The sequence below is a fragment of the Pseudomonas sp. genome (assembly GCF_049301935.1).
Classification (GTDB): domain Bacteria; phylum Pseudomonadota; class Gammaproteobacteria; order Pseudomonadales; family Pseudomonadaceae; genus Aquipseudomonas.
In genome coordinates this window covers 1-24,575 of sequence record NZ_JBAQLP010000018.1, presented here as the reverse complement: position 1 = coordinate 24,575, position 24,575 = coordinate 1, and the positions used below count along the sequence as shown (strand labels likewise).

Annotated in this window: 23 protein-coding genes; 12 read left to right on the top strand and 11 right to left on the bottom strand. The window is 63.2% G+C overall.

Annotated features, from left to right (window positions below; translation table 11 throughout):
- Window positions 1–11 precede the first annotated feature (11 nt).
- Window positions 12–281 (bottom strand): accessory factor UbiK family protein, encoded by a 270-nt coding sequence (locus WA145_RS02415; protein WP_422580033.1) that lies wholly within the window; start codon window positions 279–281, stop codon window positions 12–14.
- Window positions 282–708: 427 nt separating this feature from the next.
- Between WA145_RS02415 and glnK the strand changes: the two genes are divergently transcribed.
- From glnK to sutA, 4 genes are all read left to right on the top strand, one after another.
- Window positions 709–1,047 carry a P-II family nitrogen regulator gene (glnK, locus tag WA145_RS02410; RefSeq protein WP_021700071.1) on the top strand — a complete coding sequence of 113 codons (339 nt, stop codon included), beginning with the start codon at window positions 709–711 and terminating at the stop codon, window positions 1,045–1,047.
- A gap of 36 nt (window positions 1,048–1,083) precedes the next feature.
- The gene (locus WA145_RS02405) at window positions 1,084–2,397 is read left to right on the top strand and encodes an ammonium transporter (RefSeq protein WP_422580032.1); all 1,314 of its coding nucleotides are present in this window, start codon (window positions 1,084–1,086) and stop codon (window positions 2,395–2,397) included.
- A gap of 79 nt (window positions 2,398–2,476) precedes the next feature.
- Entirely contained in the window at window positions 2,477–3,727 is a 1,251-nt protein-coding gene (locus tag WA145_RS02400; protein ID WP_422580031.1) for an ammonium transporter, read from the top strand.
- Window positions 3,728–3,929: 202 nt separating this feature from the next.
- Complete coding sequence (gene sutA, locus WA145_RS02395) at window positions 3,930–4,259, top strand: transcriptional regulator SutA (protein WP_090254597.1); 330 nt, start codon at window positions 3,930–3,932, stop codon at window positions 4,257–4,259.
- Window positions 4,260–4,631: 372 nt separating this feature from the next.
- Here the strand turns inward: sutA and WA145_RS02390 are convergent, their stop codons facing one another.
- From WA145_RS02390 to yrfG, 5 genes are all read right to left on the bottom strand, one after another.
- Complete coding sequence (locus WA145_RS02390) at window positions 4,632–5,066, bottom strand: glycine zipper domain-containing protein (RefSeq protein ID WP_422580030.1); 435 nt, start codon at window positions 5,064–5,066, stop codon at window positions 4,632–4,634.
- A 146-nt stretch (window positions 5,067–5,212) separates the two neighbouring features.
- On the bottom strand, window positions 5,213–7,534 hold the full coding sequence (locus WA145_RS02385; RefSeq protein WP_422580029.1) for an FdhF/YdeP family oxidoreductase: 2,322 nt from the start codon (window positions 7,532–7,534) through the stop codon (window positions 5,213–5,215).
- A 2-nt stretch (window positions 7,535–7,536) separates the two neighbouring features.
- Window positions 7,537–8,379 (bottom strand): formate dehydrogenase accessory sulfurtransferase FdhD, encoded by an 843-nt coding sequence (gene fdhD / locus WA145_RS02380; protein WP_422580062.1) that lies wholly within the window; start codon window positions 8,377–8,379, stop codon window positions 7,537–7,539.
- 114 nt (window positions 8,380–8,493) lie between these two features.
- Entirely contained in the window at window positions 8,494–9,387 is an 894-nt protein-coding gene (locus WA145_RS02375; RefSeq protein WP_422580028.1) for a LysR family transcriptional regulator, read from the bottom strand.
- Between the two features lie 41 nt (window positions 9,388–9,428).
- Window positions 9,429–10,091 (bottom strand): GMP/IMP nucleotidase, encoded by a 663-nt coding sequence (gene yrfG / locus WA145_RS02370; RefSeq protein ID WP_422580027.1) that lies wholly within the window; start codon window positions 10,089–10,091, stop codon window positions 9,429–9,431.
- Between the two features lie 133 nt (window positions 10,092–10,224).
- Between yrfG and nudE the strand changes: the two genes are divergently transcribed.
- Together nudE and cysQ are read left to right on the top strand one after the other, a co-directional pair.
- Window positions 10,225–10,791: an ADP compounds hydrolase NudE gene (nudE, locus tag WA145_RS02365; RefSeq protein WP_422580026.1), complete on the top strand. Its 567-nt coding sequence runs from the start codon at window positions 10,225–10,227 to the stop codon at window positions 10,789–10,791.
- An 8-nt stretch (window positions 10,792–10,799) separates the two neighbouring features.
- Window positions 10,800–11,633, top strand: a complete 834-nt coding sequence (gene cysQ / locus WA145_RS02360) for a 3'(2'),5'-bisphosphate nucleotidase CysQ (protein WP_422580025.1) — start codon at window positions 10,800–10,802, stop codon at window positions 11,631–11,633.
- A gap of 210 nt (window positions 11,634–11,843) precedes the next feature.
- Here cysQ and WA145_RS02355 read toward each other — a convergent pair whose 3' ends face one another.
- Complete coding sequence (locus WA145_RS02355; RefSeq protein WP_422580024.1) at window positions 11,844–13,754, bottom strand: beta-ketoacyl synthase; 1,911 nt, start codon at window positions 13,752–13,754, stop codon at window positions 11,844–11,846.
- A gap of 243 nt (window positions 13,755–13,997) precedes the next feature.
- Between WA145_RS02355 and WA145_RS02350 the strand changes: the two genes are divergently transcribed.
- The 5 genes from WA145_RS02350 to gcvH all read left to right on the top strand — a co-directional run bounded on the left by WA145_RS02350 (window position 13,998) and on the right by gcvH (window position 20,342).
- A complete protein-coding gene (locus WA145_RS02350; RefSeq protein WP_422580023.1) occupies window positions 13,998–15,647 on the top strand; it encodes an acyl-CoA synthetase in 1,650 nt (549 codons plus the stop codon).
- Between the two features lie 111 nt (window positions 15,648–15,758).
- Window positions 15,759–16,760: an extracellular solute-binding protein gene (locus tag WA145_RS02345; protein ID WP_422580022.1), complete on the top strand. Its 1,002-nt coding sequence runs from the start codon at window positions 15,759–15,761 to the stop codon at window positions 16,758–16,760.
- A gap of 166 nt (window positions 16,761–16,926) precedes the next feature.
- Window positions 16,927–18,543 (top strand): ABC transporter permease, encoded by a 1,617-nt coding sequence (locus WA145_RS02340; RefSeq protein ID WP_422580021.1) that lies wholly within the window; start codon window positions 16,927–16,929, stop codon window positions 18,541–18,543.
- 170 nt (window positions 18,544–18,713) lie between these two features.
- Window positions 18,714–19,811, top strand: a complete 1,098-nt coding sequence (gene gcvT, locus WA145_RS02335; RefSeq protein WP_422580020.1) for a glycine cleavage system aminomethyltransferase GcvT — start codon at window positions 18,714–18,716, stop codon at window positions 19,809–19,811.
- A 141-nt stretch (window positions 19,812–19,952) separates the two neighbouring features.
- On the top strand, window positions 19,953–20,342 hold the full coding sequence (gcvH, locus tag WA145_RS02330; RefSeq protein WP_422580019.1) for a glycine cleavage system protein GcvH: 390 nt from the start codon (window positions 19,953–19,955) through the stop codon (window positions 20,340–20,342).
- Between the two features lie 52 nt (window positions 20,343–20,394).
- On the opposite strand, the gene WA145_RS02325 is transcribed toward gcvH, so the two are convergent.
- The 4 genes from WA145_RS02325 to WA145_RS02310 form a co-directional block, all read right to left on the bottom strand.
- Complete coding sequence (locus WA145_RS02325; RefSeq protein WP_422580018.1) at window positions 20,395–21,009, bottom strand: GNAT family N-acetyltransferase; 615 nt, start codon at window positions 21,007–21,009, stop codon at window positions 20,395–20,397.
- Entirely contained in the window at window positions 21,006–21,455 is a 450-nt protein-coding gene (locus WA145_RS02320) for an NfeD family protein (RefSeq protein WP_422580017.1), read from the bottom strand. The genes WA145_RS02325 and WA145_RS02320 overlap by 4 nt, the downstream gene beginning before the upstream one ends.
- 4 nt (window positions 21,456–21,459) lie before the next feature.
- On the bottom strand, window positions 21,460–22,380 hold the full coding sequence (locus WA145_RS02315) for an SPFH domain-containing protein (RefSeq protein ID WP_422580016.1): 921 nt from the start codon (window positions 22,378–22,380) through the stop codon (window positions 21,460–21,462).
- 124 nt (window positions 22,381–22,504) lie between these two features.
- Window positions 22,505–24,091 carry a L,D-transpeptidase family protein gene (locus WA145_RS02310; protein WP_422580015.1) on the bottom strand — a complete coding sequence of 529 codons (1,587 nt, stop codon included), beginning with the start codon at window positions 24,089–24,091 and terminating at the stop codon, window positions 22,505–22,507.
- Window positions 24,092–24,251: 160 nt separating this feature from the next.
- Here WA145_RS02310 and WA145_RS02305 point away from each other — a divergent pair.
- The coding region (locus WA145_RS02305) for a murein L,D-transpeptidase catalytic domain-containing protein (RefSeq protein WP_422580014.1) at window positions 24,252–24,575 on the top strand (324 nt) is incomplete at its 3' end.

The window sequence follows — 24,575 nt, the reverse complement described above, 5'->3', positions numbered from 1 at the left end:
CGCAGTGGGCGTTACTCGCTGGTGACTGGGACGACTGCGCTGCGCGCTTCCATCTCCGCCACTTTGGCTTCGAGGGCCTCCAGGCGGGCACGGGTGCGCGCCAGGACAACCATCTGGCTGTCGAACTCGTCGCGGCTGACCAGGTCGAGTTTGCTGAAGGCGCTTTGCAGCAGCACCTTGAACTGCGCTTCGAATTCACTGCGCGGCAAGGGCGCGTCACCGTTGAACAGGCGCGAAGCGTGGGAGGTCAGGGCGTCTAGCAGGGCTTTAGGTGGCAGCATGGTGAGGTTCCGTTGGCAGGTGGCGGCAGTGTAGCACGCAGCTTTAGCCGCCTTGCCGGGTGTGCTCAGCGCAGGATTGGCGCGGCCTGCACAGTTTTCGCGCGCTGCCGGGTCGGTCGCTGCACCGTTGTTGTGCGTTGGCAGTTGGCTAGTACCGGGCTAAAACACCTGTTTAACTGGTAACTGCATGAAATAAATCGGTTTTGCCTGATCTGGCAAGCTTTCTGCTTTGTCTCTTACGACGCATGCACCGATGCAGTTCCGGTGCGTCAGGCGAAGCGGGGAAGTGTTTCGTCGGGAGCGGTTGGTGAGCATCGGTGCCGCTCGGTCAGGGCCGCGATGCATTACAAAAGCCAGGCACTGCGCTTAGACTTGGACCGGGTTCGTAATTCCTGGGGCAAGTCCACCATACACGGGAGAGAGTTACATGAAGCTAGTCACTGCCATCATCAAGCCGTTCAAGCTGGACGACGTCCGTGAGTCACTGTCGGAGATCGGCGTGCAGGGCATCACTGTCACTGAAGTTAAAGGCTTCGGTCGCCAGAAGGGCCATACCGAGCTGTACCGCGGCGCTGAATACGTGGTCGATTTCTTGCCAAAAGTGAAAATCGACGTGGCCATCGCTGACGATCAACTCGATCGCGTGATCGAGGCCATCACCAAGGCTGCTAACACCGGCAAGATCGGTGACGGCAAGATTTTCGTTGTAAACCTGGAACAGGCGATCCGCATCCGTACCGGCGAAACCGGCACCGACGCAGTTTAAGCCTCCGAACGAACCCCACGCCCCAGGAGTTAAACCATGACTCTGCGAAAAATCGCAGGGCTAGGAGCCCTTTTGTCTCTCGTTCCTGGCGTTGCCATGGCCGAAGAGGCAAGCCTGAACAGCGGCGACACCGCTTGGATGTTGGTCGCCACTGTACTGGTGCTGTTTATGACCATCCCCGGTCTGGCGCTGTTCTACGCCGGCATGGTGCGTTCGAAGAACGTGCTGTCGGTGTTGATGCAGTGTTTTGCCGTGACCGGATTGATCAGCATTCTGTGGGTCGTTTACGGCTACAGCCTGGCCTTTGACAGCACCGGCATGGAGCAGGGTGTGGTCAACCTCAACTCCTTCGTCGGCGGTTTTGGCAAAGCCTTCCTTTCTGGTTTGACCCTGGACAGCCTGGTGGCTGGGATTCCGGAGACGGTCTTTATCACCTTCCAGATGACCTTCGCCATCATCACCCCGGCGCTGATCGTCGGTGCCTTTGCCGAGCGCATGAAGTTCTCGGCCATGCTGATCTTTATGGCGGTGTGGTTCACCCTGGTCTATGCGCCTATCGCGCACATGGTCTGGGGCGGCAACGGGGCACTGATGTGGGACTGGGGCGTGCTCGACTTTGCGGGCGGCACCGTGGTGCACATCAACGCCGGTATCGCCGGTCTGGTGGCCTGTCTGGTGCTGGGCAAGCGCAAGGGTTTTCCAACCACCGCCATGCCGCCGCACAACCTCGGCTACACCCTGATCGGCGCCAGCATGCTCTGGGTCGGCTGGTTCGGCTTCAACGCAGGTTCTGCGCTGGCAGCCAACGGCAGCGCCGGTATGGCCATGCTGGTCACCCAGATTGCCACCGCTACCGCGGCGCTGAGCTGGATGTTCGCCGAGTGGATCACGCACCGCAAACCCAGCGTTCTGGGCATTGCCTCGGGCGCTGTGGCGGGTCTGGTGGCGATCACGCCAGCGTCCGGTACGGCGGGGCCGATGGGCGCTCTGGCGATTGGTCTGGCCAGTGGGGCGATCTGCTTCTTCTGCGCCACCAGCCTGAAACGTAAGCTGGGTTATGACGATTCCCTCGACGTGTTCGGCGTGCACGCCGTGGGCGGCATTGTCGGCGCCATTCTCACCGGGGCGTTCGCCGCACCGGCGTTGGGCGGCTTCGGCACGGTGGAAGATATTCCGGCGCAGTTGTGGATCCAGTTCGAGGGGGTGGCCTTCACGGTGGTGTACACCGCGGTGGTGACCTTCGTGATTCTGAAAGTGATCGACCTAGTAATGGGCCTGCGTGTCAGCGAAGAGGAAGAGACCATCGGTCTCGATCTCGCCCTGCATAACGAGCGCGGCTACAACCTGTAAGCACACGGAGCGCGTCCGGAGCCAACCCCGGACGTCTTAACCGAATAGCGCTAAAAAGCGCAACGGCAAGAGGTGAACCATGGACAACACAGCATTGACTGCACTGCAGTACGGTTTTGATACCTTCTACTTTTTGGTTTGCGGCGCCCTGGTAATGTGGATGGCAGCGGGTTTTGCCATGCTCGAATCCGGTCTGGTGCGAGCCAAGAACACCACTGAAATTCTCACCAAGAACATCGCCCTGTATGCAGTGGCGAGCATCATGTACCTGGTGATCGGCTACCACATCATGTACTCCAGCCCGGAAGGCGGCATCCTGCCAAGCCTGGGTTTCCTGCTGGGTGACGAGAACAGCGTTGAGTCGGTGCTGGCCGGCGGTGACGACGCGCCTTACTACTCGGCCCGTTCGGACTTCTTCTTCCAGGTGGTGTTCGCCGCGACCTGTATGTCGATTGTTTCCGGTGCCGTGGCTGAGCGCATGAAGCTGTGGGCCTTCCTCGCCTTCGCCGTGGTCATGACCGGTTTTATCTACCCGGTACAGGGCTTCTGGAAATGGGGTTCGGGCTTCCTTAACGAAGCTGGCTTCCTCGACTTCGCCGGTTCCGGTGTGGTGCACATGGCCGGTGCTTCTGCTGCCCTGGCTGGCGTACTGCTGCTCGGCGCACGTAAAGGCAAGTACGGCGCTAACGGTCAGGTCAACGCCATTCCGGGTGCCAACCTGCCGATGGCCGCGCTGGGTACCTTTATCCTGTGGATGGGCTGGTTCGGCTTCAACGGTGGCTCGCAGCTGAAGATGAGCACCATCGAAGACGCCAACGCCGTGGCCAACGTGTTTGTGAACACCAACATGGCGGCTGCCGGTGGCCTGATCGCGGCGCTGATCGTGGCACGCATCCTGTTTGGCAAGGCTGACCTGACCATGGCCCTCAACGGTGCCCTGGCTGGCCTGGTGGCCATCACCGCCGAGCCGCTGACCCCAACTGCCCTGCAAGCCACCCTGATCGGTGGTGTGGGAGGCGTGCTGGTGGTGTTCTCGATCCTCGGTCTGGACAAGCTCAAGCTCGACGATCCGGTCGGTGCCATTTCCGTGCACGGTGTGGTCGGTATCTGGGGCCTGCTGGCGGTCTGCCTGACCAACAGCGACGCCACTCTTGGCGCCCAGTTGCTGGGTATCGGGGCGATCTTCGCCTGGGTGTTTGTCGCCAGCCTGATCGTCTGGTCCATCCTCAAGCTGGTGATCGGCCTGCGGGTATCCGAGGAAGAAGAATACGAAGGCGTGGACATCGCCGAATGCGGTATGGAAGCCTATCCGGAATTCACCAAAAACTGATTTTTCGGAGTTTCGACGAGGGCGCCTGATGGCGCCCTTTGTTTTTTCTGTCAGCACGCTAGAATGCGCGCCGTTGAGCACCGTTCGCCGATGCGCAGGGCTCAGCTAAGGTAAGGCCACTGGAATTTTCATCAGCGACGTTAGAAAGCTGACGCAGCTGGGCTATAACTACACTGCTTTTCGCAAGTCATGAGGTTGGAACATGAGCGACGAAGATCTGGAACACGACGAATTAGAAGGCGCTGACGAAGACGAAGGCGAAGAGCTGGCTGCCGCCGATGATGGCGATAGCAGTGACGATGGCGACGGTGACGACGAAGTCGTACCCGCCAGCAAAAGCAAAAAAGCCAAGGCCGCCGTCGACGTAGAAGAACTGCCGAGCATCGAAGCCAAGCAGAAAGAGCGCGACGCCCTGGCCCGCGCCATGGAAGAGTTTCTCTCGCGCGGTGGCAAGGTGCAGGAGGTCGAGCCGAATGTGGTCTCCGACCCGCCCAAGAAGCCGGACAGCAAATACGGCAGCCGCCCTATCTAACTAAGCACCTACCTAAGGCATATGCCGTGTAGGTCAGGCTGAGGGGAAGCCCCGCGATCGGGCTGTTGCAGACAGAAAATGCCTGTATCGAGAGATACAGGCATTTTTGTTGGCGCTGGCGGAGGTGGGTGTTGAGTTGTGCGCGACGGTTAGGCGCAGCCTGGGCGCACTGCTGTGCAAGCTGGGTTCGGCCGGGTCCGCTGCATGGGGCGCGACTCGGTGCCAGGCAAGGCAGGCCCACCCTAGCGCCGCTAACCCAGCCTACAACAGCGCACGGCAGCAGGTATTTGGCACACGCCTTGTTGCAAGCATCACCTTGTTGAGCTGTTCACCGCCAGCTTGTAGGCAGTGAGGCTGTCAGCACATCGGCACTCAGTGATGTTTGTGCTTTTTATGCTTCTTGTGTTTGTGGTGTTTCTTGCCGTGATAATGGCCGCCATCACGCGCGTTGCCGCCAGCGTATTCATTGGCCAACGCGCCACCGGCTGCGCCGCCCAGGCCAGCGCCGATGGTCGACCCGGTGCTGCCGCCGACCTGATTCCCCAGGACCGAGCCGCCGGCTGCGCCCAGGCCGCCACCCAGCGCTGCTTCGGTCTTGTTGCCGTCGCGGGCGGTAATCACGCCGCCCGCTGCACCGCCCAGGCCAGCGCCAATTGCCGCGCCGCTACTGCCGCCAACCTGTTGGCCGATCACATTGCCCAGGGCGCCGCCCACGCCGCTACCAATGGCGACTTTGCCGGTATCGCCCGCCAGGGCGAGGGGGGCAGTCAGGGCGCTGAACAGCAGCGCAGAAAATAATGTACGCATAGGGCAGACCTTCTCGACTAAATGGGCAGGTGGACTTAAGCCGTTGGTTTAAAAGGCTAAGTATCCACGCACAGTCTTAGAGGGCGGTTTGCCGAAAAATTCCCTGCCACTGGTCGCGGATGTGATCACTGCCACACCACAGGCGGTTACAGGATGCGCGCTGCGGCCTGGTGGGCCAGTAAGCGGATCGCCACGTACTTCGAGGTCGGGGTAAAGCTGCCCTTGCCAACGCTCTGCAGCGGCACCAGGGGGTTGGCTTCCGGGTAATAGGCGGCGGCCTGGCCGGCGGGAATGTCGAAGGCCAGCAGGGTAAAGCCGGTCACCTTGCGCTCGATGCCGTCATCCCAGATGGACTGGATGTCGACCTGCTGCCCCGGCTGAAAGCCCAGGCGCAGGATGTCGGCTTCATTGGCAAACAGCACCTGGCGCTGGCCCTTGACCCCCCGGTAGCGGTCATCCAGACCATAGATGGTGGTGTTGTACTGATCGTGAGAACGCAGCGTCTGCAGGATCAGATCCGGCGTTTGCCCGGTGCTGCGCACCTGGGGCGGCAGCAGATCGGCGGGCAGCGGATTGGCCTTGAAGTTGGCCTTGTGGCTGGCGGTGAGCCAGCGCCGTTCGGCAGCGGCGTTGCCCAGGTAGAAGCCACCAGGGTGTTGCAGGCGCTGGTTGAAGTCGTTGAAACCGGGAATGGTCTCGGCAATCAGCTCGCGGATGCGCCGGTAATCGGCAATCAGCGCATCCCAGTCCACCGGATGATTACCCAGGGTGGCCTTGGCGATACCGGCGACGATTGCCGGCTCCGAACGCATCTGCGGCGACAGCGGTTCGAGCTGGCCGTAGGAGGCGTGGATCATGCTGAACGAGTCCTCCACGGTCACCGCCTGCGGGCCGCCGGCCTGGTGGTCGATATCGGTGCGGCCCAGACACGGCAGAATCAGCGCATCCGTGCCGGTGGTCAGGTGGCTGCGGTTGAGCTTGGTGCTGATCTGCACGGTCAGCGCGCAGCGGCTCAGTGCGGTGTGGCTGCGCGGGCTGTCCGGGGTGGCTTGGGCAAAGTTGCCGCCCAGGCCGATAAACACCTGGGCCTGACCGTCGAGCATGGCGTTGATCGCCTCGACGGTGTTGTGGCCCTGGGCGCGTGGCACCTGGAACTGAAAGCGTTGCTCCAGGGCATCGAGAAAGGCCGCGGTCGGACGCTCATTGATGCCCATGGTGCGGTCGCCCTGCACGTTGCTGTGGCCGCGCACCGGGCACAGGCCGGCACCGGGGCGGCCGAGGTTGCCGCGCAGCAGCTGCAGGTTGACGATTTCCTGAATGGTCGCCACCGAATTGTGGTGCTGGGTGATGCCCATGGCCCAACAGATGATCACCCGCTCGGCGCGGCGGTAGAGCAGGGCGGCGTGCTGCAGTTCGTCCAGGCTCAGGCCGGACTGCTCGATCAGGGATGCCCAACTGCTGGCATCCAGCAGCGCCAGGTAGTCGTCCACGCCCGCGGTGTGCTCGGCAATAAACGCCAGGTCGAAGACCGCCGGCTCGCCCTGGGCCAGCGCCTCGCGGTGCCACTGCAGGAGGAACTTGGCGATGCCGCGCAGGGCGGCCAGATCGCCGCCCAGGGCCGGGCGGAAGAACGCGGTGTTGAGCGGCTCGGAGCCGTTAGTCAGCATCTCCAGGGCATGTTGCGGATGCTGGAAGCGTTCCAGGCCACGCTCCTTCAGCGGGTTAAAGCACACCACTTGCGCGCCGCGTTTCACCGCCTCGCGCAGCGGTTCGAGCATGCGCGGGTGGTTGGTGCCGGGGTTCTGTCCGAGCACGAAGATCGCGTCGCTGTGCTCGAAGTCGGCAAAGGTCACGCTACCCTTGCCGACGCCCACGCTCTGGCCGAGGGCCACGCCGCTGGCCTCGTGGCACATGTTCGAGCAGTCGGGGAAGTTGTTGCTGCCGAAGGCACGGACGAACAGCTGATACAGATAAGCCGCCTCGTTGCTGGCGCGGCCGGAGGTGTAAAACTCGGCCTGATTGGGGCTTTCGAGGCCCTTGAGGTGATCGGCGATCAGGGCGAAGGCGGCATCCCAACTGATCGGCCGGTAGTGATCGCTGGCGGCGTCATAGCGCATCGGTTCGGTCAGGCGGCCCTGGTATTCGAGCCAGTAATCGCTCTGTTCACGCAGCTGGCTGACGCTGTAGCGGGCGAAGAAAGCGGCATCCACACGGCGCTTGGTGGCTTCCCAGTTGACCGCCTTGGCGCCGTTTTCACAGAACTTGATGTGGCCGTCTTCCGGCGAGTCGCCCCAGGCGCAGCCCGGACAGTCGAAGCCGCCGTGCTGGTTGGTCTTGAGCAGCGCGCGCAGGTTCTTGAACGGTTGCTTACTGTCCAGCCAGAAGTGGGTGACGCTGCGCAGCGCGCCCCAGCCGGCGGCGGCGCCTTTGTAGGGTTGATAGCGTGGCTTGATCTCTTGCAGGCTCATGATTAGTTCGCTCCGGGCGCGGCCGGGCTGTACACCCGTGGTGCGCTCTGCTGGGGAATATGGATCAGGTTGAGGTTGTGCTGGCGCGCCCACTGCACGCTCAGGGTGGTCGGTGCGGACAGGCTGACCAGGGTGCCGATGCCGGCGCGCAGGGCCTTGTGAATCAGCTCCAGGCTGCAGCGACTGGTGACCACGGCAAAACCCTGGCGCAGGTCTGCACCTTCGCGGTGCAGGGCGCCGAGCAGCTTATCGAGGGCGTTATGCCGGCCGATGTCTTCGCGGCAGAGCTGGATGGCCCCGTGCGCATCGACAAACAGCGCGGCATGCACCGCGCCGCTATGCCGGGCCAGGGTCTGGACGGTCTGAATCCGCTGACGTAAACCCTGCAGATGAGCCGCCGCTGGCAGCGGGCTGGGCGTGAGGCTTTGCAGCTGCGGCAGGGCTTGTTCCAGCGCTTCGACCCCGCACAGGCCGCAGCCGCTATTGCCGGCCAAACTGCGGCGCTGCTGTTTCAGCGCCCAGAACGCGCGGTTACTGACCTGCACCTCGGCGCTGATGGCGCTGGCATGCTGCTGAAGGCGGATATCGTAGATATCATCGAAGCTATCGATCAGGCCGGCACTCAGGCTGAAACCGTAGATAAAGTCTTCAAGGTCGCTGGGCGAGACCATCATCACGCTGTGGCTGATGCCGTTGTAGCTGATCGCCAGGGCGGTTTCGCAGGCCAGGGCGGCGGTGCCATCCTGCTGCGCGTCCGCCAGTTCGACATAGCTGTAGGTGGGGGCTGGCAACAGCACCGGAGCGGCATCTTGGGCGATAGACGGGACGTGGCGTGGCATGGGCAGGCTTCCCGGCGACGGAGTTATTTGGTCAGCCTAGGCCGCCGTGCCGGATGCGTCTAATCGCTGTTACTGATCTTGTGATCGACGCTGTCTATCAAAGCTTCAAGTCCGCACCTTTCAGCCCGCAGCTGCGGCTAACAGCCTGTGCGCTTCGGCAAAGCAGGCCTCGGCCAGGGCCGAACGCGGCGCGCTACGGCGCAGGATCAGGCCCAGCGGGGCGAGGGTGTGGGCGTCCTCGATGGGCGTCAGCGCCAGGTGCTCGGTGAACTCGGCCAGGCCGCTGTTGAGCGGCATGATCGCGCAGCACAGCCCGGCGCTGACCGCTTGCAGCAGTTGATGCACGGCATCGGTTTCCAGCCGTGGGTTGGGCGTCAGGCCACGGGAGCGGAAGCTATGGTCGATCGATTGGCGAAAATGCATGCCGGCCGAGAGCAGCCCCAGCGGCAGGTCGATCAGGCTTTCCCAGCGCAGCGCCGGGCGGGTGAACGGGTAATGCCGGCGGTCATACAGCAGGCCCATGCGCGTTTCGGCCAACTCCAGGCTGTCGAAATGCTCAGGGTTGAGGCGGTCGAGGTAGGACAGGCCAAGGTCGAGCTGATTGCGCCCCAGGCGTTCGAGAATCTCCTCGCTGCTCAGGGCGAACAGCTGAAAGCGCAGCCCGGCATGTTGCTCGGCGAAAGACTGCACCAGGCGCATCGGATCGAAACCGGCCAGCGGCACCACCCCCAGGCGCAAGGTGCCGACCAGCTGGCCACGGCAGGCCGCCGCTTCGGCGTACAGGCCATCGTGGGCGGCCATCAGGCTGCGCGCCCAGGCCAGAATGCGCTCGCCCTCGGCGCTGAAACCCTCGAAACGCTGGCCGCGATGCACCAGCTCCAGGCCCAGCTCGTCTTCCAGCTGACGCAGGCGCATCGACAGCGTCGGCTGAGTGATATGGCAACGCGCGGCGGCCTGGCCGAAATGACGAGTTTCATCCAGGGCGATCAGGAACTTCAGCTGTTTGATATCCATGATGCGTCCTCAACGTCCTGGGGCGGCCAACTGATGGGAGATTAAAGCCCCTGCAACAGCTCGCGGTAGTCTTCGACGGCGGCAAACTCTTCGGTGTCTTTCGGCCCCGCCTGGCTATCCGGCTGGCGCACGGCGAGCAGCTGGGCGACGCCAAAACGCCCGGCGCTGCGCAGGATCGGCAGGCTGTCATCGATAAACAGGCTGCGCGCCGGGTTAAACGGGCAGTCCTGTTGCAGGGCGTGCCAGAACTGCTGGTCTTCCTTGGGGAAACCATAGTCGTGGGAGCTGATCAGCCGGTCGAAGTAAGGTGCCAGTTCGATACGCTCCAGCTTCAGCGACAGCGAGTCGCGGTGCGCATTGGTGATCAGCACCACCTGTTTGCCGGCGTGGCGCAAGGCCTGAATAAAGGTGTCGGCGTCCGGGCGCAGGGCGATCAGGTGCGCCACTTCGCGCTTGAGCTCGCGGATCGACAGCTTCAGCTCGCGACTCCAGAAATCCGTGCAGTACCAGTTGAGCGTGCCGGCGTGCTGGCGAAACAGCGGCAGCAGTTCGGCTTCGGCCAGCGCGCGGCTAACGCCGTGGTGCTCGGCATAGCGCTGCGGCAGGTGCTGCAACCAGAAGTGGTTGTCGAAGTGCAGGTCGAGCAGGGTACCGTCCATATCCAGCAGGACGGTGTCGATGGCGTTCCAGGGCAACAAGGGCATGCGCAGTTCTTCGGGCTGATGTGCAGGGCGTCGCGATTTGCGCCGTGGGCGTCGTGATCGCGCAATCTCCTACGCAGATAATAGGAAAAGCCGCGTTATGATAACCCGCTATGTCCTGCCCAGGAGCCGCCCCATGCGTCAGAAACCCACCGTACTCGCTCGCGAGATCGTCGCCAGCAGCCGCCTGTTCCGTGTTGAGGAGCTGCAACTGCGCTTCAGCAACGGCGTGGAGCGCACCTATGAGCGACTGGTGGGCAAGGGCGCAGGCTATGGCGCGGTGATGGTGGTGGCGATGGTCGATGACGAGCACGCCCTGCTGGTCGAGGAATATTGCGGCGGCACCGATGACTATCAGCTGTCCCTGCCCAAGGGGCTGATCGAACCGGGCGAGGACGTGCTGGAGGCGGCCAACCGCGAACTCAAGGAAGAAGCCGGCTTTGGCGCGCAGCACCTGGAACTGCTGGCCGAGCTGAGCCTGTCGCCGGGCTATATGAGCCAGAAAATCCAGGTGGTGCTGGCTTCGGGTCTGTATGAAGAACGCCTGCCGGGCGATGAGCCGGAACCCATGCGTGTCGACCAAACCAGCCTGCGCGAGCTGTCGAGCCTGATCCAGCATCCGCAGTTCACCGAAGGCCGCGCCCTGGCCGCGCTGTACCTGGCCCGTGATGTACTGACTCAGCGTGGCGTCTTCAAACTATGAGCCAAGCCATGAACCAAGCCATAAGCCATCCACTGATCCCCGCTGTGATTGAGTTGGTACGCCAGGCCGGCGCGGCGACGCTGCCGCATTGGCGCGCCGATGTGACAGTGAATGAAAAAGCTGATGCGTCGCCGGTGACCGCTGCGGATATGGCCGCGCACCATATTCTTAATGACGGCCTGCTGGCTTTGGCTGCTGATATTCCGGTGCTCTCCGAGGAAGCCGCAGATATTGCCCTGAGCACCCGCGCGCAATGGAGCCGCTGGTGGCTGGTCGACCCGCTGGACGGCACCAAGGAATTTATTGCCGGCAGCGAAGAATTCACCGTCAATGTCGCGTTGATCGAGCAAGGCCGGGTGGTGTTTGGCGTGGTTGGCATTCCGGCCACCGGCCAGTGTTATTACGGCGGTGCCGGTCTGGGTGCCTGGCGCGCCGATGCGACGGGCCATGCTGAGCCGATCAGCGTGCGCCTGGCCCCGCAGGAGGCCTTTACCCTGGTGGCCAGCAAGCGTCACTCCAGCCCGGCGCAGGAAGCCTTGCTGGCTGGCTTGAGCGAGCGCTTTGGTGACCTGCAACTGGCCAATGTCGGCAGCTCGCTAAAGTTCTGTCAGTTGGCCGAAGGCAATGCCGATTGCTACCCACGCCTGGCGCCAACCTCGCAGTGGGATACGGCGGCGGCGCAGGGCGTATTGGAAGGGGCGGGCGGTGAAGTGCTGACGCTCAAGGGCGTGGCGCTGACCTATGAGGCGCGCGAGTCGCTGCTTAATCCGTCTTTTCTCGCCCTGCCGGCGGCCGCTGCCTGGCGCGCCGAGCTGATCGAACTGGCCCGCGCGCTGGATTAAGCGCTCGGCTTGGATGATGGGTATCGCTGCACTCCACCCATCCTACGTGACTCTGCGGTCTGTAGGAGCGGCCTTGGCCGCGATGGGCTGGATTGAACCAGGGGTGTAGAACCTTAGGATGGGCTAGCCGCATAGCGGCGTTACCCATCGCAGCATGTTGATGGGTATCGCATTGCTCAACCCATCCTACGGATGCAGCTCCGGCTTGGCTTACTCGAGCATATCGCCGTAGCGTTCGTCCTTCTTGAACCGCAGCGGCTGGGTGAAGCCTGGCACCTTGATCTGCTCGGCGCTGATCTCGATCTGCTGGTCGTCGATCAGGTCATTGCCGAAGTTGTAGATAATTCCCAGATCGCCCAGCAGCGCCTGCGCGTCGTAGGCCTGGGCCTTGTTGCGCGTGGTTTCGCGGCGTTGCAGGTAGGCGGCAAAGGCTGCTTCGCCGTGGCGCTTGCGCAGCATGCGCTCGGCCACATGCGGGGCCAGCAGCAGGGCGCTGGCGTTGTTGCCGCCAAAACCCTTGGAGTTGATTACGCACAGGTCCAGCTGCTCGGGCGCGCGGGTGCGATCCTGGGTGGCGAAGCTGAGGTGCTGCTGGTGCACGTCTTCGGCCACCGCATCGATGGTCTTGATTCCCGGAATGATGCCGTACTTGAAACTGCCCAGCGCCGAGATCACTTGGTCGCCGCTGGCGGTAGCCAGGGAGTGGCCGACAAAGGCCTTGACTGCCGTGACCGGCCACTGCTCGATGGCGAAGGCGCTGGCGATACGGTCGAGGATTGCCGATTCGGTCACTCGGTTGGCCGGGGTGCTGGAGCCGTGTGCATGCACAAAGCTGCGTTCGCGCACCGCGTCGATGCCCAGCAGTTGCACGGCGCTGGCCACGGCCTTGGCCACGGTCAGGTAGTTGCCGGGGCCGGGGGCGGAAATGGATTTCTTGAAGCCGTCGGCGTTGATAAACACATCCGGCACCGCGCCGTGGATATCGGCGCCCAGCTCCAGGGCCAGGGCGTCGTCCATCAGCACCACAAACTGGCAGGCCTCGGCCAGGGTAAAGCCGCAGTTCTCGCCAAACGGGCGGCTGGCGCGGCGGAAATCGACGGTCTCGTTGCCTTCGATCTGGCGCAGGCCGTCTTCGGTGGCCAGGGCGCCCATGGCGCCGTAGCCCTCGATGCACTCCTGGGTGATCGGTGCCTCGCTGTTACCGACGATGGCCACCCGCGCCTTGCCCGAACTGATCAGCTCGATGCCTTTCTGCAGGTTATAGAGGAAGGTGGCGCAGGCACCGGTGACGCTGCCGGTGGTGCCGACGCTGCCCAGCACGTAGGCGTTGATAAAGTCCGCCGGCATGGTGTTGAGGCCCAGGGCCAGCTGTTTGGCGGTGACCCGGCCGCCTTTCAGGCGTGACTGCATCAGGCCGCCGAAGCCGTTTTCATCCAGCTGGCTCATGATGCTGCCGGCAAACACCGCGACTTCGTCGGGGGCCACGTGCTGCATGATGGTCTGCCAGTCGATGCCGGTGGCGCGCAGCGCGTCGGTGACGCCGACTATGGTCATGGCCAGGCCGCGTGGGTGGAAGCGTGCGTTGTACAGCTCGCTCGGTTCGAAGCCGCTGGGCAGCTGGCCGGCGGATTTCACCGGCAGGGCACGGTAGCTGTCGACCTTGAATTCACAGTTGTCGTGCAGGGTTACCAGCACTTCGCTGGCATTCAGTTCGTCCACCGTCCAATCGCTCGGCAGCGGCTCGGGCAGGTGCTTGCGCAGGGTGATAAAGCTCAGCGGCTGGCCGGCGGTGGCGCTGATGTCGATGGTCTTCTGCCAGTGCGCCGCGTCGACATCCAGGTGCTGCTTCTCGATGCGCCGTACCAGGGTCGAGGCGAGAATCTGCTCGGCGAAGCGGCTGTCGATTTCGGCCAGGCTCAGGCCGTTGCCTGCATTGTCCTGATAGCGGCCATCGACCACCTTGACCAGCTTCATCATCACCGCCAGGCCCGCCAGGGTCTGCTGGCGCGCGACGCTGTCCAGGGATTCGAGCACGGTACGGCGGAAACCATGGTGGAAGGAGCTGCGCCCGGCCGCGTTATAGCCACCAAAACCAACGATCACAGGTAAGCGTGAGGTCACTCGATAACTCCTTGAAAAGATAACGCCAGACAAGCCGAGATAAGGCTATGGAAGCTTGTCATGCAGGCTAAAGCGCTCTGCGGCGGTTATTACGCCGCGATCAAGCGCCCAGCATGGCTGTTCGGATGCCTATGCTGACGTGATTGCTGACTTGCAAGTCACGGTTTCGACCAAGGTAGTGCATCGCTAAAACCCTACGGCTGTTATGGTTTCTTCGTATAAAGGCCCAGCTGGAGAACCACCATGCATAGCGTCAATCCCTACGAATACGGCATGCCCCGTGATGCGGCAAATTTTCAGGCGCTCAGCCCGCTGAGCTTTCTGGAGCGCGCCGCCAGCGTCTACCCACAGCGTCTGGCGCTGGTCAATGGCCGCCTGCGCCAGACCTGGGGCGAAACCTACAGCCGCAGTATTCGTCTGGCTTCGGCCCTGGCCCAGCGCGGCATCGGCCTGGGTGACACGGTGGCGGTGATCGCGCCCAACGGCCCGGCGATGTTCGAGGCGCACTTTGGCGTGCCGATGTGCGGCGCGGTGCTGAATGCCATCAATACTCGCCTGGATGCCGAGGCTATCGCTTTTATCCTGCAGCACGGCGAGGCCAAGGTGCTGCTGGTGGACAAGGAATTCGGCGAGCTGGCCCAGCGTGTGGTTGGCCATTTGCCGCAGCCGCCGCTACTGATTGGCATCGACGACCCGGAATACCAGGACGGCCAGCTGATCGGTCAGCTGGAGTACGAGGCGCTGCTGGCCGAGGGCGACCCGGACTATGCCTGGCAGTTGCCGGCGGACGAGTGGCAGGCGATCTCCCTCAACTACACCTCCGGCACCACCGGTAACCCCAAGGGCGTGGTCTATCACCATCGCGGCGCGCACCTGAATGCGCTGTCCAACGCCATGTGCTGGGACATGAGCCGCTTCCCGGTGTACCTGTGGACGCTGCCGATGTTCCACTGCAACGGCTGGTGTTTCCCCTGGGCGCTGGCCGCCTATGTCGGGGTCAACGTGTGTCTGCGCCATGTGCGCGCCGAGGCCATTTACCCGGCCATCGCCGAGCATGGCGTCGACCATTTCTGCGGCGCGCCCATCGTGCTGAATATGCTGGCCAACGCCGATGAGGCGCTGAAAGCCCTGAAAACTCAGCCGGTAAAAGTGCTCACCGCCGGCGCCGCGCCACCGGCTGCGGTAATCGAGGCCATGGAAGCCCTGGATTTTCGCGTGACCCACGTTTACGGCCTGACCGAAACCTACGGCCCCAGCGTGGCCTGCGAGTGGAAAAGCGAGTGGGACAGTGAGAGCCCGGAACAGCGCGCCCGCCTGAAATCCCGCCAGGGCGTGCGTGCACCGCTGCTCGACGGCCTGATGGTGGCCGACCCGGAGACCCTGCAACCGGTGCCAAAAGACGGCCAGACCATCGGCGAAATCATGATGCGCGGCAACGTGGTGATGAAGGGCTACCTGAAGAACCCATCGGCCACCGCCGAGGCCTTTGCCGGCGGCTGGTTCCACTCTGGCGACCTGGCGGTGTGGCACGCCGACGGTTATGTGGAGATCAAGGATCGCAGCAAGGACATCATCATTTCCGGCGGCGAGAACATCTCCTCCATCGAGGTGGAAGATGTGCTCTATCGCCATCCGCAGATTCTCGAAGCCGCCGTGGTGGCCATGGCCCACGCCAAGTGGGGTGAAACGCCCTGCGCCTTTGTCACCCCCAAGCCGGGTGTCGAGCTAACGGCTGAAGAGGTGATCGCCTTCTGTCAGCAGCGCATGGCGCGCTTCAAGGTGCCGGGCTGCGTGGTGTTTACCAGCCTGCCGAAAACCAGTACCGGCAAGGTGCAGAAGTTTGTCCTGCGCGAGCAGGCCAAGCAGCTGGCGGCGCAGCAGGCGGTGGCATAACCCGGGCTGAAGGCAGTTGTTACAGCTTTAGGCCTAATAACGAGTTGAGAAACTAAATAGCATTTACTAGTATTTAAAACCTTAACTCGTCTATACCAAGAGGCTGTCTCCATGCAGGTAAGCAAGCGTTTGTTCGCCGCACTCACTCTCACTGCGCTGGCTGGTGCCGTGCAGGCCGCCGATGAGGTGGTGGTTTACTCCGCGCGTATCGACGAGCTGATCAAACCAGTGTTCGATGCCTACACCGCCAAGACCGGGGTCAAGGTGAAGTTCATCACCGACAAGGAAGCGCCACTGCTGGCGCGTCTGCAGGCCGAAGGCGAGAACACCCCCGCCGACATGCTGATCACCGTGGATGCCGGCAATCTCTGGCAGGCCGAGCAGGAGGGTGTGCTCAAGCCACTCAAGTCCGAGGTCATCGACGCTAACATTCCGGCCCAGTATCGCTCCAGCACCGGCAGCTGGACCGGCCTGTCACTGCGTGCGAGAACCATCTTCTACTCGACCGAGCGGGTGACGCCGAGCGAGTTGAGCACCTACGAGGCCCTGGCCGACAAGAACTGGGAAGGTCGCCTGTGCCTGCGCACCAGCAAGAAGGTCTACAACCAGTCGCTGACCGCTACCCTGATCGAAACTCATGGCGCGGCCAAGACCGAAGAAATCATCAAGGGCTGGGTCAACAACCTGGCCACTGACGTGTTTGCCGATGACACCGCCTTGCTGCAGGCCATCGACGCCGGTCAGTGCGACGTCGGCATTACTAACACCTACTACTATGGCCGCCTGCATAAGCAGCAGCCGGACCTGAAAGTGAAGCCGTACTGGCCGAACCAGAGTGATCGTGGTGTGCACGTCAATCTGTCCGGCGCCGGTGTGACCAAGCACGCGCCACATGCCGAGGCCGCGCAGAAGCTACTGGAGTGGATGACCAGCGAAGAAGCCCAGGGTTTGTTCGCCAGCCTCAATCAGGAGTTCCCGGCCAACCCGAAAGTCCCAGCTTCCCCTGAAGTAGCGGCCTGGGGCAGCTTCAAGGCCGACGCTATTGCGCTGGAAGTTGCCGGCAAGCGTCAGGCTGAAGCCACCATGTTGATGGATCGCGCTGGCTGGAACTAAGCGCAGATCGTCAGCAGCTAGTGCGTAGGATGGGTTGAGCGCAGCGCTACCCATCGCATCCAAACACGATGGGTATTGCCGCTACGCGCCTCAACCCATCCTACGCCGTTATACTCGACGCCCCGGCTTAGCCCGGGGCGTTGTGTTTTTGTCCTGAGGATTCTGCGTGGCCCATCCTGCCCAGCGCCGCTGGTACCCCATCGCCTTTGCCGTTGCCCTGCTGGTGCTGCTGCCGCTGAGCGTGCTGATGTTCAGCTGGCACGAGGTCGATCAGCAGATCTGGGCGCACCTGTGGCAAACCCAGCTGCCGCGGCTGATTGGCAATACCCTGGTGTTGGTTCTCGGCGTCGGTGTGGGTGTGACGCTGCTCGGCGTCAGCCTGGCCTGGCTCACCAGCCTCTGCGAATTTCCCGGCCGGCGCTGGCTGGACTGGGCGCTGATGCTGCCGTTTGCCATACCCGCCTATGTGTTGGCCTTTGTGTTTGTCGGCCTGCTGGATTTTTCCGGCCCGCTGCAGACCCTGCTGCGTGACTGGTTCGGCAGCGGTGTGCGCTTGCCCCGCGTGCGCTCCACCGGCGGGGTGATCATCGTGCTGGTGCTGGTGTTCTACCCCTATGTCTACCTGCTCGCGCGGGGCGCCTTCCTGGCCCAGGGCAAGGGCTTGATGGAGGCGGCGCGGGTGCTTGGTTTGAGCCCCTGGCGGGCGTTCTGGCGCGTCGCTTTGCCGATGGCGCGCCCGGCGATTGGCGCCGGCCTGGCGCTGGCGATCATGGAAACCCTGGCGGACTTCGGCGCGGTGGCGGTGTTCAACTTCGACACCTTCACCACCGCCATCTACAAGACCTGGTACAGCTTTTACAGCCTGACCAGCGCTGCCCAACTGGCCAGCCTGCTGCTGCTGGCGGTGATGCTGGTGCTTTACGGCGAACGCCGCGCCCGCGGTGCGGTGCGCCCGGTGAACGAGCGACCACGGGGCAAGGCGCTGTATCACTTAACGGGCGGCAAGGCCCTGGCGGCCAGCGCCTGGTGCGGCCTGGTGTTCGCCTGCGGCTTTGTGATTCCGCTGCTGCAGCTGATGGTCTGGTTCTGGCAGCGCGGCCGTTTCGATCTGGATGAACGCTACAGCGCCCTGATTCTGCACACGCTCTACCTGGGTGCGCTGGCGGCGCTGATCACCGTCAGCGTGGCCTTGCTGCTGGCCTTTGCCCGGCGTCTGGCGCCGACCCGGCTGATGCGTTCGACCGTCGGCGTGGCCAACCTTGGTTATGCCCTGCCGGGTTCGATGCTGGCGGTGGCGATCATGCTGGCGTTCAGTTACCTGGACCGTGAACTGGTGATTCCGCTGTCCAGCTGGCTGGGCGGCGCGGGCAAGCCGATGCTGCTCGGCAGCCTCTCGGCGTTGCTGCTGGCCTATATGATCCGCTTTATGGCGGTGGCCTACGGGCCGCTGGAAAACAGCCTGGCACGCATTCGTCCGTCCTTGCCGGAAGCCTCGCGCAGTCTGGGGGTCGGCGGTGTCGGCTTGTTCTTCAAGGTCTACCTGCCGTTGCTGGTGCCGGGCGCGCTGTCGGCGGCGCTGCTGGTGTTTGTCGATGTGCTCAAGGAAATGCCCGCCACCCTGCTGATGCGTCCCTTCGGCTGGGACACGCTGTCGGTGCGGGTGTTTGAAATGACCAGCGAAGGCGAGTGGGCGCGCGCCGCACTGCCAGCCCTGACCCTGGTGCTGGTCGGCCTGCTGCCGGTGATTCTGCTGATCCGCCGCTCGGCGCGCCGTCACGGATAGCCAAGCGGGCCTGCATGACAGGCTGCCACGTTGGGATGACCGCCCCCGGTGTTGCGGCTACAATGCGCGCCATTCGCAGCGGCCGATCATCTCGATAGCCCGTGCCAGTGCCCGATTGTGTGGGCTCAGCCAGGTTGCCGCTGCACTGCCCAGCCCGCAAGGAGACACTTATGGGACAGCGCACACCGCTCTATGACCTGCACCTCGCCTTGGGTGCCAAGATGGTCGACTTCGGCGGTTGGGACATGCCGTTGCACTATGGCTCGCAGGTCGAGGAGCACCATCAGGTGCGTCGCGACTGCGGGGTGTTCGATGTGTCGCACATGTGCGTGGTGGATGTCCGCGGCAGCCAGGCCAAGGCCTATCTGCAACACCTGCTGGCCAACGACATCGAGCGTTTGCAGAGTGTCGGCAAAGCCCTGTACAGCGGCATGCTCAACGAGCAGGGCGGGGTGGTGGATGATTTGATCGTCTACCTCACCTACTCTACTAATGAAGAGCAGGGTTACCGCATGGTGGTGAATGCCTCGACCCGCGACAAAGACCTGGCCTGGATGCACCTGCAAAGCGTCGACTTCGCCGTCGAGCTGCATGAGCGCAGCGAGCTGGCGATGTTGGCGATTCAAGGCCCGCAGGCGCGCAGCAAGACCGCCGAACTGGTCAGCCAATCGCGCGCCAACCTGATTCAGAGCCTCAAACCCTTCGAAGGCCAGCCCGATGGCGAGTGGTTTATCGCCCGCACCGGTTACACCGGCGAAGACGGCCTGGAAATCATGCTGCCGGCCAGCGAAGTGGTGGCCTTCCTCAATGAACTGGTCGGCGCCGGTATCTCCCCGATTGGCCTGGGCGCGCGCGATACCCTGCGCCTGGAAGCCGGGATGAACCTGTACGGCCAGGACATGGACGAAAGCGTTACCCCGCTGGCCGCCAATATGGCCTGGACCATCGCCTGGGAGCCAGCCAGTCGTGGCTTTGTCGGCCGCGCCGCGCTGCAGAAGCAGAAGGCCGAAGGCGTTGCATCCAAGTTGGTTGGCCTGGTGCTGGAAGAGCGTGGCGTGCTGCGTGCGCATCAGGTGGTGCGGGTTGCAGGGGTGGGCGAAGGCGAGATCACCAGCGGCAGCTTCTCGCCGACCCTGGGTAAGTCCATCGCCCTGGCCCGCGTGCCGGCGGCCACCCATGAACGTGCCGAGGTGGAAATCCGCGGCAAGTGGTACCCGGTGCGGGTGGTCAAGCCGATGTTTGTACGCAATGGCAAGGCCCTGATCTGAGTGTTGAGTTGGCCATGGATGGTCGAGCGCGCCCGTATTGGAGCGGCTCACTAGGTTTCAAAGACTTTCTTTCGCTATGGCCAAGGCCTGCTAAATTTCCATGACGGCGTGGTCGCCGTCATGCCAGATGAGGAACGACACATGAGCACTATCCCCGCCGATCTGCGTTACGCCGCCAGCCACGAGTGGGCGCGCCTGGAAGCCGATGGCAGCGTGACCGTAGGCATCTCCGATCACGCCCAGGAAGCCCTGGGTGATGTGGTGTTTATCGAGTTGCCGGACGTCGGCAAGACCCTGAGTGCCGGTCAGGAAGCCGGGGTGGTGGAATCGGTCAAGGCCGCGTCCGACATCTATGCGCCGATTTCCGGTGAAGTGATCGCGATCAACGACGGCCTGGCCGATAGCCCGGAAAGCGTCAACAGCGATCCGTACGGCAGCTGGTTCTTCAAGCTCAAGCCAAGCGATGTTAGCGAGCTGGATAAGCTGCTCGACGCGGCCGCTTACAAGGCCACGGCCGATAGCGACGCCTGATAGCCGCCGCCTAAGCAGTAAACCAAGCCTCGCCTAGTCGGGGCTTGGTTTTTTAGGCGCTTGGCCAGCCCTGTTGCAGGTAGTGCTGCTGCAGCCCGGGCAGTTGCAGCTGGCCGCTTAGCTGAAAGCCGTGGCGCCGATACAGCGCAAGATTGCGCGCCTCGCCGGTTTCCAGGGCCACCCCGGGACAAGCCTGTTGCCGGCAGTCGGCCAGGGTCTGTGCCAGCAAGGCGCCGCCTATGCCGCAGCCTTGCTGGCTGCGGGCTACGCCAATAAATTCGATCAGGGCTAAGTCTGCGGGGCCGAGATGCCGTTCGAAACTGTCGATCAGCAGTTCCAGGCGTTGCAGGCTGGGCGCACCGCACTGCTCGTGAATGGCCTGGCCGGCCTGCTGCAGGCTGTCCGGGCTGATGGGCCGCTGGCCCAGGTTGTAATAGCTCACTCCGAGCAATTGTCCGGCCTGCCAGGCCGCCAGGATAGGCAGGTGGTTGGCGCGGTGCAGCTCCTGGTAAATCCGCAGGTAGGCGCGCCGACGCTGGGCGTAGCCGGGCTGTTCGCTGAACAGGTACCAGGCGAGTGTCGGGTCCGTGGCGAAGGCCTGGTCGAGCAGCTCCAGGGCTGTCGCATCATGCGCCGCAGCCAGCGGCGCAATCCGGAGTGGGGTCACTGGCAGGCTTCGACCTGCAGAACCACGCCGCTCTGGCCGATCACCCGCACCTGACTACCTGCCGGCAAGTCGGGGCCGCTGACCAGCCACAGCGAGTCGCCGGCCTTGATCTTGCCGCGGCCATCGAGAATGGCCTCATGCAAGACAAACTGGCGTCCTTGCAATTCGCTGCCGCGCTGGTTTAGCCCCGGTTGGTCGGACGGTTTGGCCGCGCTGCGCTGGCGCTGCCACCAGAGCACTGCGGTGAGGATCGACAGCACACCGAACAGGATAAACTGCGCAGCCCATGGCAGGCCCGGGAAGATAAAGGTCAGCAGGCCGACGCTGGCGGCGGCCAGGCCGATCCATAGCAGGTAGCCGCCGGCACCGAACACTTCAAGAATCAGCAGCAGGGTGCCGAACGCCAGCCAGTTCCAGTACGACAGGTGCTGTAAAAAGTCCCACATTGGTTTAACCCTTGTTCTCACCGAAGGTGGCTTTGACAATTTCGCTGATGCCGCCGACCGCGCCGATTACCTGGCTGGCTTCCAACGGCATAAGGATGACCTTGCTGTTGTTGGCGCTGGCCAGCTGACCGAGGGCTTCGATGTATTTCTGCGCGACGAAGTAGTTGACCGCCTGCACGTTGCCCTGGGCGATAGCCTCGGACACCATGCGCGTGGCTTCGGCTTCCGCCTGGGCGGCACGCTCGCGCGCTTCGGCTTCGAGAAAGGCGGCCTGGCGCTGGCCTTCGGCCTTGAGGATGTCGCCCTGTTTCTGCCCTTCGGCAGTCAGAATCGCGGCGGCGCGCAGGCCTTCGGCTTCGAGAATCTGTGCGCGCTTGATGCGCTCGGCCTTCATCTGCCCGGACATGGCGGCCATCAGGTCGGCGGGCGGGCTGATGTCCTTGATCTCGATACGGGTAATCTTGATGCCCCAGGGCGCGGTGGCTTCATCGACGGTGCGCAGCAGTTTCTCGTTGATCGCATCGCGCTGGCCGAGCATGGCGTCCAGTTCCATGGAGCCGAGCACGGTGCGGATATTGGTCATTACCAGGTTGCGGATGGCGTGTTCGAGGTTATTGACCTCGTAGGCGGCCTGGGCCGAATTGATGATCTGGAAGAAGCAGATGGCGTCGATCTGTACCGTGGCGTTATCGGCGGTGATCACTTCCTGCGGCGGAATGTCCAGCACGTTTTCCATCACATTGAGCTTGCGGCCGATCTTGTCCATCACTGGCACGATGATGTTCAGGCCCGGCTTGAGGGTGTTGGTGTAGCGGCCGAAGCGCTCCACCGTCCATTCGAAGCCCTGCGGCACGACTTTGAAGCCCATAAAGACGATAGCGACGGCGAGGCCGACAAACAGAAAAATGACGCTGCCGATTTCCATGTGGTGTAGCTCCTTGGCGAGTTGAAGTCTGCGGATTGGCGATTTAAGTATCTAAGCACAGTTGCTCTCGGTGCTGCTGTCGACGGCGTTGCAGAGTGCACCGATCAACGGTCACGCCTGCGGATCAGTACGCGCCTGGCCCCAGGGCTGTGATCAGGCGGGCATCGCGCGCGTAGATATCCGGGTAGTAGCGCAGGGCCCCGTCCTTGTTGGCCTCGACCGTCCAGTAGGCAATCAGCAAAGGCGCCGGGTGTTGCAGGCGGTATTGCTGGGTCTCGCCGCTGGCGATGCGTGTTTGCACGTTGCTCAATTCATCCGGGCCGAGCAGCCAGGCGAGCAGGGTGTCGACGGCCTCGACCCGCACGCAGCCGGAGCTGAAGGCGCGTGGCGCCTTGCTGAACAGCTGCTGGCTGGGGGTGTCGTGCAGATAGACCGCGAATGGATTATCGAAGCGCAGCGCGACGCGGCCGAGCGGGTTATGGCTGCCGGCCGACTGGCGCAGGCGAATCGCGCCGGGGTTGTCCCAGTCGATACTGTGCGGGTCGAGCAGGTTGCCGTCACGGTCGAGCACGCTCATCTGGTTGCGTTCCAGGTAGCCGATGTCGTCGCGAATGGCCGGCAGTTTGTCTTCACGCAGGATGGTCGGCGGCACGGTCCAGGTCGGATTGAGGGTCAGGCGCACGATGCGTGAGGCGAGCAGCGGGGTTTGCCGCTCGGCGCGGCCGACCTGGATGCGTGTACGCCAAAGCAGCTGGTTGTTGCGCCGCACCTGGATTTCGGCGGCCGCGACATTGATCAGCACCTCGGCCTCGGCCAGGTTGTCGGCCAGCCAGCGCAGGCGTTCGAGATTGGCGCGCAGCTGCTCGCGGCGCAGCGGGGCGCTGATGTTCAGCTCGCTCAGGCTGGCGGGGCCGAGGATGCCGTCGGGGTTAAGGCCGTGATCGCGCTGGAAATTCTCCAGGGCGCTTTGCGTGGCTGGATCATAGGTGTTACCCAGTTCTTCCAACGGTGCAGCCAGGTAGCCCTGGGCGACCAGGCGTGCGCGCAATTCTGGCAGTCGCGCATCTTTGCCGCCGGGCTTGAGTTGTGAACCGCTGGCCAGCGTCGCCCACTCCCCTAGCGGCAGCAGGCGTTGTTGCGCATAGGCGCTGCGCAGCCGCTGGTACTGCACGATGGTCGGCCGTGCACTGGCAAAGGCCAGGGCGGGTGTGTGCAGATGCCGCAGGGCCAGCGACAGGGTCGCCAGTTGCGGGTCTGGGTTGGTCTGCCCGGGCGCCTGCCACAGCGGTTCCAGGCGCTGTTGCAGCACGCGGCCGCGGCGCAGGTGCAGCAGCGCCTGCAGATAGCTATGGCTGGTCAGCAGGTCGGCGCAGTCGGGCTGCGCGACCACGCCTCCCTCGAACAGGCCGGGCAACAGATAGTCGCTGGGCTGCAGGCCGTCATCGGCCAATAGCGCCAGTTGCTCGCGCAATTGCAGACGTTGTTCAGCGCTCTGCCAGGCGGGTTGGCCGTCGCGTTGCGCGTAGAAAGCCTGGAGCAGGCGCTGGGCATTCTCGTCTAGGCTTATGGGTAGTGGGCTGCAGTGTTGCGTCAGTTGAGTCAGCAATGGGCGCAGGTCGGCGCGGCTGGCAAAGGACGCATCGGCGGCAGTGGCGACCAATGGCAGGGTGAGCAGGGCGGCGCTCAGGTAGAGTGTGCGTTTTTTGAACAACCTACTGCTCCAGTCCTTGGCCTAACAGCGGATTAGCCGCAGCCAGTATAGGCGGGCGATGTTCGGATCTTGTGACAGGACGTCTGACGATACTAGAGGTATTTGCGCAATGTTTAGACGTCTTGGCAGGTTCTGCCTGATTGGCTTATGGCTTTCGTGGATGCCGTTGTCGGTGGCCGCAGCGGAGCAGGATGGGCTGCTCAGGGATCTGGCGCGGATTGCGCCTGGGCTCAATCAACAGGCGCTACGTCATGCCCTGGCGGCCATGCAGTGTGCGGTCAATCATGGCGCCGACCCGGCGCGGCGCCTGGCGGTGATCGATTATTCGCGGCCTTCCACCGAACGGCGTTTGTGGATCTTCGATCTGCAGCGCAAGCGTCTGCTGCTGCGCGATTTTGTCGCCCATGGGCGCAAGTCCGGGGAGAACTTCGCCGAGGCCTTCTCCAACCGTCTGGGCAGCCATCAGACTAGCCTGGGGTTATTC